Source organism: Bacillus sp. SCT118, assembly GCF_058566435.1.
The window spans coordinates 48,925-65,666 of sequence record NZ_CP191225.1 but is presented as its reverse complement, the minus strand read 5'-3'; the positions used below and the strand labels follow the sequence as shown (position 1 = coordinate 65,666).

Annotated in this window: 18 protein-coding genes and 4 tRNA genes; 7 read left to right on the top strand and 15 right to left on the bottom strand. The window is 44.9% G+C overall.

The genetic code is table 11. The features are described from left to right. Positions 1–59 precede the first annotated feature (59 nt). The 7 genes from ACQVGT_RS00395 to dnaB all read right to left on the bottom strand — a co-directional run bounded on the left by ACQVGT_RS00395 (position 60) and on the right by dnaB (position 4,108). Positions 60–132, bottom strand: a tRNA-Phe gene (locus ACQVGT_RS00395). A gap of 35 nt (positions 133–167) precedes the next feature. Then, positions 168–244, bottom strand: a tRNA-Asp gene (locus tag ACQVGT_RS00390). 81 nt (positions 245–325) lie between these two features. Continuing rightward, positions 326–397: transfer RNA gene (locus ACQVGT_RS00385), tRNA-Glu, on the bottom strand. Positions 398–406: 9 nt separating this feature from the next. Further along, positions 407–482, bottom strand: a tRNA-Lys gene (locus tag ACQVGT_RS00380). A 224-nt stretch (positions 483–706) separates the two neighbouring features. Next, entirely contained in the window at positions 707–1,999 is a 1,293-nt protein-coding gene (gene purA, locus ACQVGT_RS00375; RefSeq protein ID WP_003226929.1) for an adenylosuccinate synthase, read from the bottom strand. Between the two features lie 205 nt (positions 2,000–2,204). Then, on the bottom strand, positions 2,205–2,624 hold the full coding sequence (locus ACQVGT_RS00370) for a VOC family protein (RefSeq protein ID WP_015483960.1): 420 nt from the start codon (positions 2,622–2,624) through the stop codon (positions 2,205–2,207). 119 nt (positions 2,625–2,743) lie between these two features. After that, a complete protein-coding gene (dnaB, locus tag ACQVGT_RS00365; protein WP_003226923.1) occupies positions 2,744–4,108 on the bottom strand; it encodes a replicative DNA helicase in 1,365 nt (454 codons plus the stop codon). A gap of 169 nt (positions 4,109–4,277) precedes the next feature. Here dnaB and ACQVGT_RS00360 point away from each other — a divergent pair, with 169 nt between their 5' ends. After that, on the top strand, positions 4,278–4,478 hold the full coding sequence (locus ACQVGT_RS00360; RefSeq protein ID WP_003226922.1) for a DUF2188 domain-containing protein: 201 nt from the start codon (positions 4,278–4,280) through the stop codon (positions 4,476–4,478). A gap of 47 nt (positions 4,479–4,525) precedes the next feature. On the opposite strand, the gene ACQVGT_RS00355 is transcribed toward ACQVGT_RS00360, so the two are convergent. Further along, the gene (locus ACQVGT_RS00355) at positions 4,526–4,729 is read right to left on the bottom strand and encodes a hypothetical protein (protein ID WP_015250806.1); all 204 of its coding nucleotides are present in this window, start codon (positions 4,727–4,729) and stop codon (positions 4,526–4,528) included. Positions 4,730–4,849: 120 nt separating this feature from the next. Between ACQVGT_RS00355 and ACQVGT_RS00350 the strand changes: the two genes are divergently transcribed. The 3 genes from ACQVGT_RS00350 to ACQVGT_RS00340 all read left to right on the top strand — a co-directional run bounded on the left by ACQVGT_RS00350 (position 4,850) and on the right by ACQVGT_RS00340 (position 8,434). After that, the gene (locus ACQVGT_RS00350) at positions 4,850–4,990 is read left to right on the top strand and encodes a YycC family protein (RefSeq protein WP_003242786.1); all 141 of its coding nucleotides are present in this window, start codon (positions 4,850–4,852) and stop codon (positions 4,988–4,990) included. Between the two features lie 72 nt (positions 4,991–5,062). Further along, positions 5,063–6,271, top strand: a complete 1,209-nt coding sequence (locus ACQVGT_RS00345) for a CynX/NimT family MFS transporter (protein WP_015385174.1) — start codon at positions 5,063–5,065, stop codon at positions 6,269–6,271. 105 nt (positions 6,272–6,376) lie between these two features. After that, a complete protein-coding gene (locus tag ACQVGT_RS00340; RefSeq protein WP_015385175.1) occupies positions 6,377–8,434 on the top strand; it encodes a glycosyltransferase family 39 protein in 2,058 nt (685 codons plus the stop codon). Positions 8,435–8,471: 37 nt separating this feature from the next. Here the strand turns inward: ACQVGT_RS00340 and rplI are convergent, their stop codons facing one another. The 4 genes from rplI to ACQVGT_RS00320 all read right to left on the bottom strand — a co-directional run bounded on the left by rplI (position 8,472) and on the right by ACQVGT_RS00320 (position 12,238). Beyond that, positions 8,472–8,921: a 50S ribosomal protein L9 gene (gene rplI, locus ACQVGT_RS00335; RefSeq protein WP_003226915.1), complete on the bottom strand. Its 450-nt coding sequence runs from the start codon at positions 8,919–8,921 to the stop codon at positions 8,472–8,474. Beyond that, on the bottom strand, positions 8,918–10,897 hold the full coding sequence (gene gdpP, locus ACQVGT_RS00330; RefSeq protein ID WP_015385177.1) for a cyclic-di-AMP phosphodiesterase GdpP: 1,980 nt from the start codon (positions 10,895–10,897) through the stop codon (positions 8,918–8,920). Before gdpP ends, rplI begins: the two co-directional genes overlap by 4 nt. A 36-nt stretch (positions 10,898–10,933) precedes the next feature. After that, on the bottom strand, positions 10,934–11,863 hold the full coding sequence (locus ACQVGT_RS00325; RefSeq protein WP_015483965.1) for a YybS family protein: 930 nt from the start codon (positions 11,861–11,863) through the stop codon (positions 10,934–10,936). Between the two features lie 225 nt (positions 11,864–12,088). Beyond that, positions 12,089–12,238: a hypothetical protein gene (locus ACQVGT_RS00320; RefSeq protein WP_003226909.1), complete on the bottom strand. Its 150-nt coding sequence runs from the start codon at positions 12,236–12,238 to the stop codon at positions 12,089–12,091. Positions 12,239–12,383: 145 nt separating this feature from the next. Between ACQVGT_RS00320 and cotF the strand changes: the two genes are divergently transcribed. Then, complete coding sequence (cotF, locus tag ACQVGT_RS00315) at positions 12,384–12,866, top strand: spore coat protein CotF (protein WP_015385180.1); 483 nt, start codon at positions 12,384–12,386, stop codon at positions 12,864–12,866. A 29-nt stretch (positions 12,867–12,895) separates the two neighbouring features. Here cotF and hypR read toward each other — a convergent pair whose 3' ends face one another. Further along, a complete protein-coding gene (gene hypR / locus ACQVGT_RS00310; protein WP_014478546.1) occupies positions 12,896–13,273 on the bottom strand; it encodes a transcriptional regulator HypR in 378 nt (125 codons plus the stop codon). 204 nt (positions 13,274–13,477) lie between these two features. On the opposite strand from hypR, the gene ACQVGT_RS00305 reads away from it, so the two are divergent. Beyond that, entirely contained in the window at positions 13,478–14,407 is a 930-nt protein-coding gene (locus tag ACQVGT_RS00305) for a manganese-dependent inorganic pyrophosphatase (RefSeq protein WP_015385181.1), read from the top strand. A 32-nt stretch (positions 14,408–14,439) separates the two neighbouring features. Here ACQVGT_RS00305 and ACQVGT_RS00300 read toward each other — a convergent pair whose 3' ends face one another. Further along, a complete protein-coding gene (locus ACQVGT_RS00300; RefSeq protein WP_014478547.1) occupies positions 14,440–14,886 on the bottom strand; it encodes a DUF6376 family protein in 447 nt (148 codons plus the stop codon). Between the two features lie 11 nt (positions 14,887–14,897). After that, positions 14,898–15,218: a hypothetical protein gene (locus tag ACQVGT_RS00295; RefSeq protein WP_041518161.1), complete on the bottom strand. Its 321-nt coding sequence runs from the start codon at positions 15,216–15,218 to the stop codon at positions 14,898–14,900. A gap of 100 nt (positions 15,219–15,318) precedes the next feature. Between ACQVGT_RS00295 and ACQVGT_RS00290 the strand changes: the two genes are divergently transcribed. After that, positions 15,319–16,629: an MFS transporter gene (locus ACQVGT_RS00290; RefSeq protein ID WP_014478548.1), complete on the top strand. Its 1,311-nt coding sequence runs from the start codon at positions 15,319–15,321 to the stop codon at positions 16,627–16,629. The last annotated feature ends 113 nt before the right edge of the window (positions 16,630–16,742 follow it).

The following is a 16,742-nucleotide window of genomic DNA, read 5'->3' as shown; positions in this document are numbered from 1 at the left end:
ATGTTTGCCTTTTTCCTAAAAGAAAAAACGCACCTACGATTGCAGATGCGTTTGGTAAGTGGCTCGGGACGGAATCGAACCGCCGACACACGGATTTTCAGTCCGTTGCTCTACCAACTGAGCTACCGAGCCAAATGTTTTATTTTTCTCTACTAAGTAAAGTAAAATGGCGGTCCGGACGGGACTCGAACCCGCGACCTCCTGCGTGACAGGCAGGCATTCTAACCAACTGAACTACCGGACCTTACAGTAATTGCCCGGAGAGCTGTCGTGTCAGCCCTCACAGACAAATAAGGAATTTAGCAATAACGCTAAAGTAAATCAATGACCCGTACGGGATTCGAACCCGTGTTACCGCCGTGAAAGGGCGGTGTCTTAACCGCTTGACCAACGGGCCTTCACGAAATGGTGAGCCATGAAGGACTCGAACCTTCGACCCTCTGATTAAAAGTCAGATGCTCTACCAACTGAGCTAATGGCTCTTAAAGATGTCGGAATTTCTATAGAGCAAACGACTTAGATCTAGTTCTCATCTTGTACTCTATTGAAGCAGTTTCCGTAACAACGAGATTTATAATATCACGAACAAATAGAAGTGGCAATAACTTTTTTGGTTTTTTTTCATATTTTTTTCTCAGACCAACTTATATGCGGCTTTCAAACAAAAAACAAGCCCCTGATATAGGGGCTTGCAGACATATTCTATTTAGTTCGCACGGTACACACTGCGAAGGACATTTGTTTGTGAGCGGTCTGGACCGACAGAGAAAATAGAAAGCGGAATGCCTGTCAGCTGAGACACACGCTCAAGATAATGGCGCGCATTTTCCGGAAGCTCGCTCAAGCTCTTCGCACCTGTAATATCCTCAGTCCAGCCTGGCATTTCTTCATAAACCGGCTCACATTCAGCAAGTGCTTTAAGACTTGCTGGGAATTCTTCAATAATTTCGCCTTTGTAGCGGTACGCCACACAGATTTTCAACGTTTCAATTCCTGTTAGGACGTCAATAGAGTTCAGAGAAAGATCTGTAATTCCGCTCACACGGCGGGCGTGGCGGACAACAACGCTGTCAAACCAGCCGACACGGCGCGGGCGGCCTGTTGTTGTTCCATATTCGCGTCCGACTTCACGGATTTGATCGCCGATTTCATCCTTCAGCTCAGTCGGGAAAGGACCGTCGCCGACACGAGTCGTATATGCTTTTGATACACCGACAACGTGCTTGATTTTGGTCGGGCCGACACCAGAACCGATCGTGACACCGCCGGCAACCGGGTTAGATGACGTAACAAACGGGTATGTTCCTTGGTCGATATCGAGCATAACCCCTTGTGCGCCTTCAAATAATACACGGCGCCCTTCATCAAGAGCATCGTTTAAGACAACAGATGTATCGCAAACATATTTTTTAATCTGCTGGCCGTACTCATAATATTCGTCTAAGATATCCTCAAGTTTAAACCCTTCTGTCTCGTACATTTTCTCAAGAAGACGGTTTTTTTCTTCAAGATTGCGCTCAAGCTTTTCCGCAAACGCGTCACGGTCTAACAGATCCGCGATGCGAATTCCGATGCGGGCTGCTTTATCCATGTAAGCAGGGCCGATTCCTTTTTTCGTTGTGCCGATCTTGTTAGCCCCTTTACGCTCTTCTTCCACTTCATCCAATTTCAAATGATACGGCAAAATGACGTGAGCTCTGTTGCTGATTCTCAGGTTATCTGTACTCACGTTGCGCTCATGAAGATACGCAAGCTCTGTGACTAATGCTTTCGGATCTACAACCATTCCGTTTCCGATTACACACGTTTTATCCTTATAGAAAATTCCAGACGGGATTAAGTGAAGCTTATATGTGATTCCGTCAAACTTGATTGTATGCCCTGCGTTATTTCCGCCTTGATAACGGGCGATCACTTCTGCATTTTCTGATAGGAAATCTGTAATTTTACCTTTCCCTTCATCGCCCCATTGCGTACCTACTACAACTACTGAAGACATGTCCGTGCACCTCCGTTAACCTTTCAAAACGATTCTATTCAAACAAATCAAGTTTATCAGTGAAGAAACAGAAAGTCAAATGTAAATCCGAACATTAAATTATTGTAAATCTATATTCGTTCGCTTCCATTCGTTTTATAAGCGTTTTCTCACTGCTTTGTCATAAAAAGCTTGTGAAACTTTCACCCTTTAGCACAAGAAAGAATCACTTGCCTGATATCCCTTTTGAATTCATAAAAACGACCCGCCAGCCGTCCGGGTCCTCTATCGTCACGCCCCCATTGCTCCAGTACGGGTTCTCTGATTCGACCTCTTGATAGCCCATGTGTTTTAGCTTTGAAGTGATCGCTGCCAGTTCATCTGCATTCGGCACATAAAAAACAAGAAGGCTGTCGGGATGGGGAACGGGGGCAGTGCTTCCCCCTTCATACTGGGTGAATTCCAAATGATAATCGGCATGAGGAAGGCCGAACATGACACCGTCATACCCGTTGTGCTGTGAAAATTCTCCTATTCGTTTCAAACACAGTCCCTCTTCGTAAAAACGAATAATCTCATCAAGCTGGCCCGTAGGACGCGCAATTCGGATTTGTGCTGCGTGAAAAGACGAAAAACGTTCTCCCATATTGTTACCATCTCCTTTTCGCACCATTTTATTAAAACGCTTTCAAATTTTCATCCGCTGAGCGAACGGTATTTCTTCCATCTTTCGAATGAAAAAACCCCAAGAGCTGCTCTTGGGGCTTATGCGCCGGGCGGAACGCCTGCGTCATCAAAACGCCGTTCCAGGTTGACGAATTTGTTGTATTCTTTTACGAACGCAAGAGACACGGTTCCTACCGGGCCGTTACGCTGTTTGGCGATAATAATTTCGATAATATTTTTATTCTCAGTTTCTTTGTCATAGTAGTCATCACGATAAAGGAACGCGACAATATCCGCGTCCTGCTCGATACTTCCTGATTCCCGGATATCAGACATCATCGGACGTTTATCCTGACGCTGCTCAACACCCCTGGAAAGCTGAGAAAGCGCGATAACAGGGACTTGCAGCTCCCTGGCAATCGACTTCAGTTCACGGGAAATTTCAGATACTTCCTGCTGACGGTTGTCCTTTGAACGACCGCTTCCCTGAATCAATTGCAGGTAATCGATCAAAATCATGCCCAGCCCGCTTTCCTGCTTCAAGCGGCGGCACTTGGCACGGATTTCACTCACTCGAATACCCGGTGTATCGTCGATGTAAATCCCGCTGTTCGACAGGCTTCCCATTGCCATCGTCAGCTTGCCCCAATCCTCTTCGGTCAGGTTACCTGTACGGAGATTCTGGGCATTGATATTTCCCTCGGCACAGAGCATACGCATAACGAGCTGCTCTGCACCCATCTCAAGACTGAAAATTGCTACGCTCTCATCGGTCTTTGTCGCCACGTTTTGTGCGATGTTCAGGGCAAAGGCTGTTTTCCCTACTGATGGACGGGCAGCCACAATGATCAAGTCGTTGCGCTGGAAACCCGCAGTCATCCGGTCAAGCTCCGTAAACCCTGTTGGAATTCCCGTGATATCACCTTTTCGATTGTGAAGCTGTTCGATATTATCATAGGTCTGGACAAGGACGTCCTTAATATTTTGGAAGGCACTCGTGTTTTTGCGCTGTGCCACTTCCATAATCGTTTTTTCCGCTTCACTGAGTAAATCCTCGACCTCATCCTCACGGGTATACCCGTCTTGAGCAATCGTTGTCGCAGTTCTGATTAATCGGCGAAGAATCGATTTTTCCTCAACGATTTTCGCGTAATATTCTATGTTAGCCGCTGTCGGCACCGAGTTTGCGATATCTGTCAAATATGAAATGCCGCCTACTTCTTCCAGCAGGTCTGTGTTCGCAAGCTCTGATGTTACCGTCACCAGATCAACCGGTTCACCTCGGTCACCGAGCACCAGCATCGCATTATAGATTTTTTGGTGGGACATTCTATAGAAATCATCTGGAATCAATACTTCTGAAGCCAGTGTTAAAGCAGACGGCTGTAAAAAAATAGCGCCTAACACGGCTTGTTCGGCTTCTATATTTTGCGGGGGAAGCCGGTCATTCAGAAGGTCTGTCATGCTAAGCACCGTCCTCTCATTAAAAAATCTCCAACCTCCATTCTACCATTTCTACAGAAAAAAAATAGAAAAATTGTCTGTTTCCTGTTTTTTTCAGTTAGCAGATTGGATCGTTTCGGACGGTAAAAAGGCGGGAAAAATGCAATAAAACATGAGGGAGGAATGAAAGATGATAAAGAAATATGCGATTACACCTAATGTTGATGCGGACGGCTGGTTTATTGAGGTGGAGAATGTAGCGCCGACAGCTTTGTATACGTCTAAAGACGCCGCTATTGAAAAGGCCAAACAGGTGGCTAAGGAAAACAGTCCGTCTAAGCTTGTAATTTATGACCAGTTTAAAAATGTGGAAGAAGAACACTCATTTTAATGAATGAAAGCCTTCGCTGCAGCGAGGGTTTTTTAGCGGTTATCAGTTTATTTCATCCATTGGATGCCTATGTGCATCATCAAATCTGCCGCTTTTTGATACAGATCCCACTCCCCGATCGAAGCAAATTTCCCCATCAGCTCCTGAAGCTTTAGCCTCACTGCTATATATTCTTCGAAAGTGACAGCTTTTTCAGTGTCTATTTGGTGTTCCTTCAGCATTTGTTTTAATAAGGATAACGGTGCGTGCATAAGAACCCTCCTTACCTCTTTTATAACGGCCATTTTCCGATTGCTCTATTCCTTTGTGACATCTTCTTACATTTCACATCTGATTCTTGTACAATGGACAGAAGAGAGGAGGGATCTTTTGTGAGACCTTTGCAAATTTCTGCTGAAACTGCACAAAAGCTTGCAGAGTCCTTGAATCTGCCGCTTGAACAGATCATGCATATGCCTCAGCATATTCTGCTTGCCAAAATGGCTGAACTGCAAAAAGAGGACAAATCATAGCCTTCATTCACATACTTGCTTACCTGTTTCGGGATAATATCATGTATATGTTAGAAAAGAGGAGTAACTGCTTTGCCACATCCACATAATAAAAAAATCCAATCATTTTGGCTGATCACCGGCATTATCTTTATCGCCTTTAACTTACGGCCCGCGATCACTTCAGTCGGTCCGGTCATCAGCTCTATCCGGGCAGAGCTGCACATGTCCAATGGGGCAGCCGGTTTTTTGACCGCACTGCCGCTGCTTTCGTTTGCAGTTCTTTCTCCGCTTGCACCTAAGCTTGGACAGCGCCTCGGAAATGAGCGAACTTTATGGCTAGGTCTCGTGATACTGCTTATCGGTGTTTTGACTCGTTCTACCGGCTATACTGCCGCTTTGTTTTTCGGAACGGCACTTATCGGAGTCGGGATTGCGATTGGAAACGTGCTTTTGCCAAGCTTAATCAAACATAAATACCCTGAAAAGCCAGGGATCATGATCAGCCTGTATACGACATCAATGAATATATTCGCAGCTTTAGCATCGGGTGTCAGCGTTCCTTTAGCGACCCAGATGAATGGCGGATGGAAACAAGCCTTTCTCTTATGGGGCGGGCTGGCTTTGCTTGCATTGTTGATCTGGATACCTCAGCTGCGCCATCGAGATACGGCAAACCAGACAATGAAGCTGCAATCCAGTTCCATTTGGGCTTCCAAAATGGCATGGTATGTCACCATCTTTATGGGCCTGCAATCGTTTTTATTTTACAGCAGCATCGCTTGGTTTCCTGAAATTCTCCGTTCACATGGGATTGATACGGCAACAGCCGGATGGATGGTATCACTCATGCAATTTGCGAGTCTGCCTTCCACTTTTCTGACACCGGTTTTAGCTGACCGTGTGAAACAGCAGCGCGGTATCGTTGCGGTGCTGGCCTCAGTCTATCTGATCGGCCTCTGCGGATTATTAGCGGGCGGAAGCCATACATTGCTTGCCATCTGGATGATCATTATCGGTATCGGGCAAGGCTCCAGCATTAGTCTGGCGCTCACTTTGATTGGTCTCCGCAGTGAAAATGCCCAACAGGCCGCTGCGCTGTCAGGCATGTCTCAGTCATTCGGCTACCTGCTGGCAGCAGTCGGGCCAATCTTTGTCGGCTATCTCTTTGACCAGACGCATTCTTGGACGATGCCGATTGTGCTTCTCATTGCTGCCCTGATCGTAATGGGAGCAGCTGGACAGGGAGCCGGACGAGATCGATACATTTTTCAGTCAGAAAAACAAAGAAATTCAGCATAAAAGCGGGGAAAATATCTCCGCTTTTTTCTTTGAATATTTATGGTTTATTCATAAGTTTTTCATATTTGTTTTTTACAATTAGACACCATAAAGAGGTGAAAAACGATGAAAACCAAACGATTCGACGCAGCCCTTATTCTTATTTTGCTGGCAGCAGCTTTTTTGAATACGTATCACATTTGGCAGGAGGACACAGCGAACCAGTACTATTTGGCGGCTGTAAAAAGCATGACGCAAAGCTTCCACAATTTCTTTTATGCGTCATTTGACCCTTCTGGATTTGTGACAGTGGATAAGCCTCCTGTCGTGTTATGGATTCAAACGATTTTCGCACTGATTTTCGGTGTTCACACGTGGAGTGTCATCATTCCCCAGGCTCTTGCCGGAGTTGGATCTGTCTTCCTTGTCTACAGAATGATTAAGCCGACTTTTGGAATTGGAGCGGCCCGCATTGCCGCACTTGTCATGGCACTGACCCCTATCGCAGTAGCTGTCAGCCGGACAAACAATATTGACAGCATGCTTGTTTTTACCTTATTGCTCGGTTCAACTTGTCTGCTTAGGGCAGTAAAACAAGGCAAGCTGGTTTGGCTGCTGACGGCATTTGCCCTAATTGGGCTCGCCTTTAATATGAAGATGATGCAAGCGTTTATGGTATTGCCTGCATTTGTGTTATTCTACATGGCTGCATCCCGGGTTTCTCTGAAGAAAAAAATCGGGTCCCTGCTTCTGTCTCTTGTCCTTCTGACAGGCCTTTCACTCTCATGGGCGATTGCAGTGGATTCAGCCTCTTCCTCAAGCCGGCCTTATGTAGGAAGCAGCCAGACCAACTCAGTGCTAGAACTGGCCTTTGGCTACAACGGCACAGAGCGTCTGCTTGGGCAAACTACGGGATTGGCAAAGGGTGATATGAATGCTGCTGGCGGAGGGAACATGCAGAATCAAGACAACATGCAAGCGCCAAATGGCAACGGTTCATCTTTTTCTCAGAACGGAAATCATTCATTCGGAAACCATTTACAGGCGCCTCAGCCGCCTAACGGACAAACCGGCGCTCTCAATGGAGGCGGAGGCACACCTCCCACAGGTGGAAACGGACCTGGAAATGGAGGGCCTGGCGGTGGAGGCGAGAAAAGCGTGAATATGTTCGGCATCGGTGATCCTGGACCGCTTCGTCTTTTCCAATCAGCACTCTCCGGCCAAATCAGCTGGATGCTTCCATTCTCATTGATCGGATTACTGGGCGCAATCGTCAGCTGGTACCGTGATAGCCGCGGACATGCTGCTGAAATGAAAGAAACGCTATTCTGGGCGGCTTGGCTTGTTCCCGTGGCTGGCTTCTTCAGCATCGCAGGATTCTTCCACCAGTATTATTTGATTATGCTGGCACCGCCGATTGCCGCTCTTTCTGGTATCGGATGGTATACGATGCACCGCTTATACAAAAATAATAAAGACTGGTCCAGCTATCTTCTGCCGGCAGCCGTTCTGATCACAACCGCGTTCCAGGTGTATATTCTGAGTGCTTATACAAGCCAAATCGGCAGTGTATGGATGTATGTCCTGGGGCTCTTAGGACTGGGCATCTCCCTTGCACTTCTGATGCTTAAACGCAGCCATCCGTTCAGTAAGCAGCTGACTATCATCAGCTTGTGCGTTCTGCTTCTCACACCTGTTTACTGGTCAGCAACGCCGCTTCTATACGGTGGCAACAGCGTCCTTCCTGAATCCGGCCCGCAGCTCAAAGGCTCAGCAAACGGCGGGAACATGTTCTCTTCAGAGGTCGACAGCGGGCTCCTGTCCTATCTGAGAAAACACAATACCGGCGAAGAATATTTATTTGCTACTTTGACAACTGTAACAGCTGCGCCATACATCATTTACGAAAATGAATCTGTTATGGCAATGGGCGGATTTAACGGCACGGATCCCATTCTGACTGTGTCGGAACTGAAAAAACTGATCAAAGAAGGCAAAGTGAAATACTTCCTTCTGTCCGAAAACAACTCAGGCAACAGTGAACTTGTTTCCTGGATTAAGAAAAACGGAAAAGAAATAACATCTGACGAGTACAGCGGTTCCTCTAGCAGCACAAACAGCGTGCAGGGAATGCGAAGAGGACCTGGCAGAGAAAGCCAGCAAACTCTTTATCTCGTGGAATAAAAAAAAGAGGCTTGGATGAATCCAAGCCTCTTTTCTATTAAGCTTCTTCTTTTACATGTACCTTTAACACAGCCTGCACTTCAGGATGCAGCTTCACAGGCACGTTTGTATATCCTAATGCACGAATGCCGTCCGGCAGTTCAAGCTTCCGCTTATCTACTTTAATGTTATGGTCTTTTTGGAGCTGTTCAGTAATTTGCTTGCTTGTCACTGAACCAAATAAACGGCCGCCCTCACCTGATTTTGCGCTAAGCTCAACAGTCAGTTTTTCTAATGTCTCTTTCAAGCTCTTAGCCTGCTCAAGCTCGGCAATGGCTTCTTTTTTCTCTTTCTGCTTTTGTCCGTTTAGCGCGCTGATGTTTGACGCGTTCGCTTCAACCGCGAGGCCTTTTTTAATTAGAAAGTTATGCGCATAACCGTCTGCTACGTTTTTGACTTCGCCTTTTTTTCCTTTTCCTTTTACATCTTGTAAGAAAATAACCTTCATCTCTGTACGCCTCCCTCAAAATACTCATCTATGGCGTGCTTCAGCCGTTCCAGCGCTTCAGAAACTGAAATGCTGGACAACTGAGTCGCCGCATTTGTTAAATGCCCTCCGCCTTCCAGGGCCTCCATGATGATCTGAACATTTACCTCGCCAAGCGACCGCGCACTGATACAAACCGTTTGTTCATCCCGTCTCGCCACCGCAAAGGAAGCCTCAACCTCACTCATCGACAGCAGCGAATCGGCAGCCTGCGCAATCAGCACTTGATCGAAGTATTCCTCTTCATTTTCAGGAAGAGAAGCAATCGCAATGTTATCTTTATAGAGGACCGTATGCTGGATCAGCTTCGCCCGTTTAATATAGGAATCAACGGTTTCTTTCAGGAACTTCTGCACCAGCACCGTGTCGGCGCCTTTTGCCCTTAAATAAGAAGCCGCATCAAAAGTCCGCGAGCCCGTGCGGAGAGAAAAGCTCTTTGTATCCACTATTATACCAGCTAATAGGGCTGTTGCTTCAATCATATTGATTTTTAAGCGCTTCGGCTGATATTCAAGCAGCTCTGTCACCAATTCCGCTGTGGAAGAAGCGTATGGTTCCATATAAACGAGCAGCGGATCTCTGATAAACTCCTCACCTCTGCGGTGATGGTCGATGACCACGATATGTTCAATTTTATTGACCAGCCGTTCCTCCATGACGAGTGACGGCTTATGTGTATCAACGATCACAAGCAGTGTGTCATCATTGGAAATTTCCATTGCTTCTTCAGGCGTAATAAATCTTGACCACAGTTCTTCATATTTTTTGATTTCCCCAATCAAACGCTGCACACTTGATCCGATTTGATTTGGGTCAATCACGATAAAACCATCTTTGTTATTTGCCTGAGCCACCTTTAAAATCCCGATCGCTGCGCCGATAGAATCCATGTCGGGGAATTTATGCCCCATGATAATCACATTGCTGCTTTCGGTGACGATTTCCTTTAAGGCGTGAGAAATCACGCGGGCCCGCACCCTTGTTCGTTTCTCCATTGGGTTTGTTTTACCGCCGTAAAACTTCACCTTGCCGTTTGGCAGCTTAATGGCTACCTGGTCTCCGCCGCGTCCCAGTGCTAAGTCCAAGCTGGATTGCGCCAAATCGCCAAGTTCTTTCAGGGAAGAGACTGAAGCCCCGACACCGACGCTTAACGTCAGCGCTACACCGTCAAATGAGGTTTTTTCCCGCACTTCATCAAGAATCGAAAACTTCGAATTTTCGAGTTCAGTTAAGATGTGTTCATTAAGTACAGCGATAAAGCGTTCTGAAGACGTCCTTTTCAAGAAGATCCCGTACTCCTGCGCCCAAGCGTTCAGCAAAGATGTCACCTGGCTGTTCATCGTGCTTCTCGTCTGGTCATCCAATCCTTGTGTCACATCATCATAGTTATCAAGGAAAATATATGCCAGGACGGTTCTTTCGTTTTCATATAGCTTTTCAATCTGAATTTGTTCTGTTACATCAAAAAAATATAAGAGACGCTCATCCCGTTTGATGACAACCCTAAACTTGCGGTCATTCAATGTAACCGTTTCCGATTCCACCTCTTGTTTGATAAGCGGCACTACCGATTCACAAGTATCGTAAAGTGATCTCCCCACTAAAGTGCTTTCATTAAAGCAAGAGGAAAGAAACGGATTTGCCCATTCTATATAATATTGGTCATTAAAAAGCATGATTCCAATCGGCATTTCCATCAATGCCTCTTCACCGACTTTTTTCAACCTGTAGGACAACGTAGAAATATAAGCATCAATCTCTTGTCGAATAAGAGAATCAGCACGCTTAATAAAAAACAAAATAACTGCCAGCAGCAGCACTTCGACGGTTCCTAATATCCAGTTAAAATAAAAGCTGATGAGGATTGTAATAATTGACAGAGCAATCAATGCATAGATGGGATACCGAAACAGCGGTTTTTCATAAAAGCTTGGCATTTCTATCACTCCCCACCATGTGAGTAAAACTCATGTTCACTTCACCTTATTCCTTATATGAAAGCCCATATCTAAAACGCCTAAAATGCGAATGGCTGCCATGAAGACCGGATGCACAAACCCAAGTATGACAGCAATCACAGCCGCAGCCTTTGGATATTGTTTCTTATGGCAATAGAAAAAGATAAATGATAAACCTTGGATGAAAATCAGAAACCCGAGTATAAACTCCCCATTTAAAGCGATAGAGTACAGCATTTGGCCTTTTTCTAAAGGCAAAAATGAGAGCATGACAATAATCAAATACAGTACTACAACACTTTGCGGAAACTTCAACTCTCTAAAAGGCTTTAGATTAGGAATATCGGGGGAGAATCGCCTTAAGAGCGGCTTAGCGATAAGGTAACTGAGGAAAGAAAAAATAACTCCTACCATCACAATAGCTGTTGGAAAAAGATATTGAACGATACCCAATTGTTCTTCCATCAGTTTTAATTGCTTTTCAAACTGTTCAGCATTGCCCGACTGCTTCACTACAGTTTCTACAATATCAAGAGATTGCCGGTATTGTGTCATCGCCTCATCAATGATATTGATACCCAAAAACTGAATGCTTATCACAAAATAGAAGACAATACTAAGCATATAAATAAGAGCGCCCGAAATAATGGCGTGCCCGGGCTCTTTCCTTTTGAAAAAATGTCCCATGGCAATGCCGGCGCAAGCTGACATAAAAGCTACAATAAGCCCGTTAAAGGACCCGACAATAAAAACAACCGGAAGACTGACAGCGCCCATCCATATCCCTAGCTTCAATCCATGTCTGATCGTATACAAGATCATTGGCAGCGGCAGTGCAAATAACAGAATTGTTCCAATCACAGGAACATAAACGACCAGAAGCGTGATGATCGCAAACAGACTGATTAAAATAGCACCTTCCATTAAAGCTCTCGTTTGTTTCACTTAGTCACCTCGTATCATCCTGAACATACGAATAGAAAAGAGCAGCATAAACGACTGCTCTTTTTTCATCGCTGCAACATACTTTGCACCGAATGTTTTTATATCATCTCTAAATTTTACTTTTATATTTTAACATAAGTCCAAATCGCAAGTAAAATGACGCTAATGTTTCATGTGAAACATAAAAAATGAAAAGACATTCTTTGAAAAGAATGCCCATCACAATTAATGTTTATCATCCATAAAGCCAGAAGATTCCTTGTTTTTCTTTTTCGTTTTTCTGACATACATAAAAATTAAGATCACCAGTAAAAGGGTTGTTGCTTGCAGAACGCCGCTGCTAAACAAGAAAAAGTTCTTTATCATGTCCCACATTGTGTTTCACCTCTTTGTGCATGTTCTCAACCCGTATCCTATATAAGGTGAATTTCCCTTTTTCAAAACTTCAAAACATCATGAACAACATTGAGCGTTGGGCATATGCTGATATGGAATCTGATCGATAAAGGAGAATTTTCACATGGATGAACGCAGAACATTGGCTTGGCATGAAACATTAGAAATGCACGAGCTGGTTGCTTTTCAATCAAACGGACTCATTAAACTGAAGAAAATGATAAGAGAAGTAAAAGACCCTCAGCTCAGACAGCTTTATAACGTGTCTATTCAGGGTGTTGAGCAAAATTTGAGAGAGCTTCTTCCGTTCTTTCCACAGGCTCCGCACAGAGAGGATGAGGAAGAAGAACGCACAGATAACCCATTTTACAGCGGTGACCTGCTCGGTTTTGCCAAAACATCTGTCCGCAGCTATGCCATCGCAATTACAGAAACAGCAACACCTCAATTAAGAAACGTACTGGTCAAACAGCTGAATGCTGCCATCCAGCTGCACGCCCAAGTTTATCGATACATGTATCAGCATGGATATTATCCGTCTTACAACCTTTCTGAACTGTTGAAAAACGATGTCAGAAACGCCAACAAAGCCATTTCAATGAAATAAAACAAGCAGCAAAGGAGTTCCCTTTGCTGCTATTTTTGCTGATCCTTCAGTAAGCCGTTCGAACGATAAGATTCCAGCACGTCTCTGTTGGATTCTCCCCATTCTTTCATTTGCAAAACAATCGGTTCAAGCGTTCGCCCGAATTCCGTCAGAGAGTACTCAACCTTGGGCGGCACCTGTTGATAAACCTCACGATGCACGATGCCGTCCGCTTCCAGCTCCCTCAGCTGAAGAGTAAGCATTCTTTGAGTAATACTCGGGCAGATTCTCCGAAACTCATTAAACCGTTTCTTGCCATCTATCATGTGATAAAAAAGAATTCCTTTCCACTTTCCGCCAATAACATCTAGAGTAAATTCAACTGGACAGCCTTCTTTGTTCGGGTATATATTCTTTTTTCCACTCATTCTTGACCCTCCAATAGTACCTTTTTTGATACTACATTACATTTTGCAACTAAGCTACCCAGTATTTTACACACCTTTTCTCCTTAGCTCAAAGAAAATGCTTCTTATTCACATCAATTTTTAAGGGTTTGCATGATTACACCTGCAGCAAGACGTGTTAAACTATATAAAGATTACACTACTTAAAAAAGGATAGGAGCTATCATGGAAAAGATACTTATTTTCGGACACCAAAACCCAGACACAGATACGATTTGTTCTGCGATTGCTTATGCTGATTTGAAAAACAAACTCGGCTTCAATGCTGAGCCTGTCCGCCTCGGACAAGTCAACGGCGAAACACAATACGCGCTTGACTATTTCAAACAAGAAAGCCCGCGCCTTGTTGAAACAGCTGCAAACGAAGTAAACGCCGTTATCCTGGTTGACCATAACGAACGCCAGCAAAGCATCAAAGATATTGAAGAGGTTCAGGTTTTAGAGGTTATCGACCATCACCGCATCGCTAACTTTGAAACAGCTGAGCCGCTTTACTATCGTGCTGAGCCTGTGGGCTGTACGGCTACCATCTTAAACAAAATGTACAAAGAGAATAACGTGAAAATCGAGAAAGAAATTGCCGGCCTTATGCTGTCTGCGATCATTTCTGATTCCCTGTTATTTAAATCTCCAACTTGCACGGACCAAGACGTAGCGGCAGCAAAAGAGCTTGCTGAAATCGCTGGCGTAGATGCTGAAGAATACGGCTTGAACATGCTGAAAGCAGGCGCTGATCTAAGCAAAAAAACAGTGGAAGAGCTCATTTCTCTTGATGCGAAAGAATTTACACTCGGCAGCAAAAAAGTCGAAATCGCACAAGTAAACACAGTGGACATTGAAGATGTGAAAAAACGCCAAGCTGAATTAGAAGCTGTGATCTCAAAAGTTGTGGCTGAGAAGAATCTTGATCTGTTCCTTCTCGTTATCACAGATATCTTAGAAAATGATTCACTTGCTCTTGCAATCGGTAACGAAGCAGCGAAAGTGGAAAAAGCGTTCAACGTTACATTAGAAAACAACACAGCCCTCTTGAAAGGCGTTGTTTCCCGTAAAAAACAAGTCGTTCCTGTCTTAACAGACGCAATGGCTGAATAAGCAAAAAGCATCCCGCGTCGGGATGCTTTTTCTTATTCACCCAGCTTCTCAATTTGTCCCATCACATCAGTAATTTGCTTTGCGTTTTGGACCAGGTCTGACTGCTCCAATTCTTTAAGCGATACCTTGCCTTCCTCTGCTTGTTTCAACACATCTTCAGCGCTTTTCTGCAAGGTTTCGTTATGCTCCTGAATGGTTTGATGAATCTCCGCTGCGGCATCAGGCGGCGTTAATTCATTAAAATCAGCGGCAGCCTTCTGAATCGACTCAAGCTGCGCTTCAAGTTTTTCTTTCGCCTCGGTGTCATTTACAGCTTTCTCAGCCAATTCAGGCGCTTCCTCTGCAAATGTCTTCACCTTCTCCACATAACCAGCTGCTTCACTCGTATAGTTCAATCCGTCGTTCACCTGATCAAGCATGCCGCATCCGCCTGCACTCAAAAGTCCCACTCCGGCAAGTACTGTCAAAATGATCTTCATCTTCAGCCCCCTCATCGTTTCTTTTTCATTTTTTCTTTAAAGATCGGAATCAATTTCTCTTTCGCTAACGGCAGCCCTTTCCTCACCAATTCACGCTTCAGCCACTTTTTCAGCTTAGACATTCTGATGCTCCTCTCCCTTTTTGATAAAAATGAAAAAACTCCACCAATTTGGTGAAGTTCCTGAAACAAAAAGACCTTCACCAAATCAGATTTGGCAAAGGTCTCGCTAACAATGAGATTGCCAGCAAAGCCGAGGACACCTTGTCCCGTAATGACGACTTTACTGTGAAAGCTACTCCCCTTTGGAGTGTTCATTTTTATTACTTTCATTCTAAAGCACCGATCTGTTCCAGTCAAATTCCTGCCGTTTATATAAAAGCGCGCTGTGGTATTTAAAATTTGAATGGTTTTTCCATCAGGAGATCATGCTATGACAGAGGAGGTTTTCATCATGAGTCAAGAGCGCGTGAAACGGCCTGGGCATACCAGATGGTACATATCTTCGTTACTTAGCGGCATTATTATTCTTAATTATTTTGACCGAGTGGCCATCTCGGTAGCGGCCCCTGCGATACAAGATTCGTTTCACCTTACTGCAACTGAACTCGGCATCGTGTTTTCCATTTACACCTATTCCTATACACTGATGCAGCTGCCTGTCGGAAGTTTGCTGGACCGTTTTGGGGTCGCATGGGTCACGAGGGTTGGAATGACAATATGGAGCTTTTTAACGATCCTTCTTGCTTTTTTGCAAGGAAAATTGCTGCTGTATCTGTTCAGGTTTCTCATTGGGCTGACGAGCGCCTCTGCGTTCCCTGCTGCCTCTAAGGCAACCGCTCTCTGGTTTCCTCCAAGTGAGCGGGGATTGGCAAACTCACTGTTCGATTCGGCCGCCAAGTTTTCAAATGTAATCGGCGCGCCATTGGTCGCCTTTCTTGTCACAACATTTGACTGGCGTGTCGCTTTTTTGACGATTGGATGCATCAATGTGCTGTTTACGATCTTTTTCTGGCAGTATTATGAACAGCCTGAACGGCACAAACGTATTTCTAAAAGTGAACTAAACTATATTCAAAAACACAATGCCATTACAACAGAGCAAATCCCTTACAAAACGGGCCCGCTTTTAAAAAAGCTTTTCACCAATCGGAAAGTATGGGGCTTAATGATCGGATTTACAGGGTACGGGTATACATTCAACCTGCTGCTCACCTGGCTTCCGACTTTCTTTAAACATACATACGGTATGGATCTCATGTCGTCCGGTTTATTTACGGCAGTGCCGTGGCTGATCTCAACCATTTCCGGAATTGCCGTCGGCGGCTGGCTCGTCGATTATTTTATTAAGAAAGGCTATCCTAACACCAAGGTGTACCGAACCGTAATCATAGTCGGAATGAGCTTTGGCTTTTTCTTTTTAGGCTCCATTCTGACGAACAATATTACCGTAGCCATTATTTGCATTTCCATCGGACTCGCCGGAATTTCCGCAACCGCTCCGGTCGGCTGGTCCATCTCCGCAGAACTCGCGCCGATCGGTTCCGTATCCATGCTGAGCTCCATGGTGAATCTCGCAAACAACCTGTTCGGAGGCATTATTGCTGCGTCACTGACAGGGTATTTGTTTGATGTGACAGGCTCCTTTACGCTCAGCTTTCTGGTAGCTGGTTTTGTGCTGTTGCTGGGATTGGTTTTTTATGTGTTTGTACTAGGGGATGTAAAACGAATTAAACTGGAATGAAGAGTGCTTGCTGAAAAGCACTCTTTTCTTTGAATCCGCCAGGTGTTATTTTCTTTCTCCCACATTCACTAGGCTGTCTTCGGACGAAAACACCACCATTTTATCCTTGACTC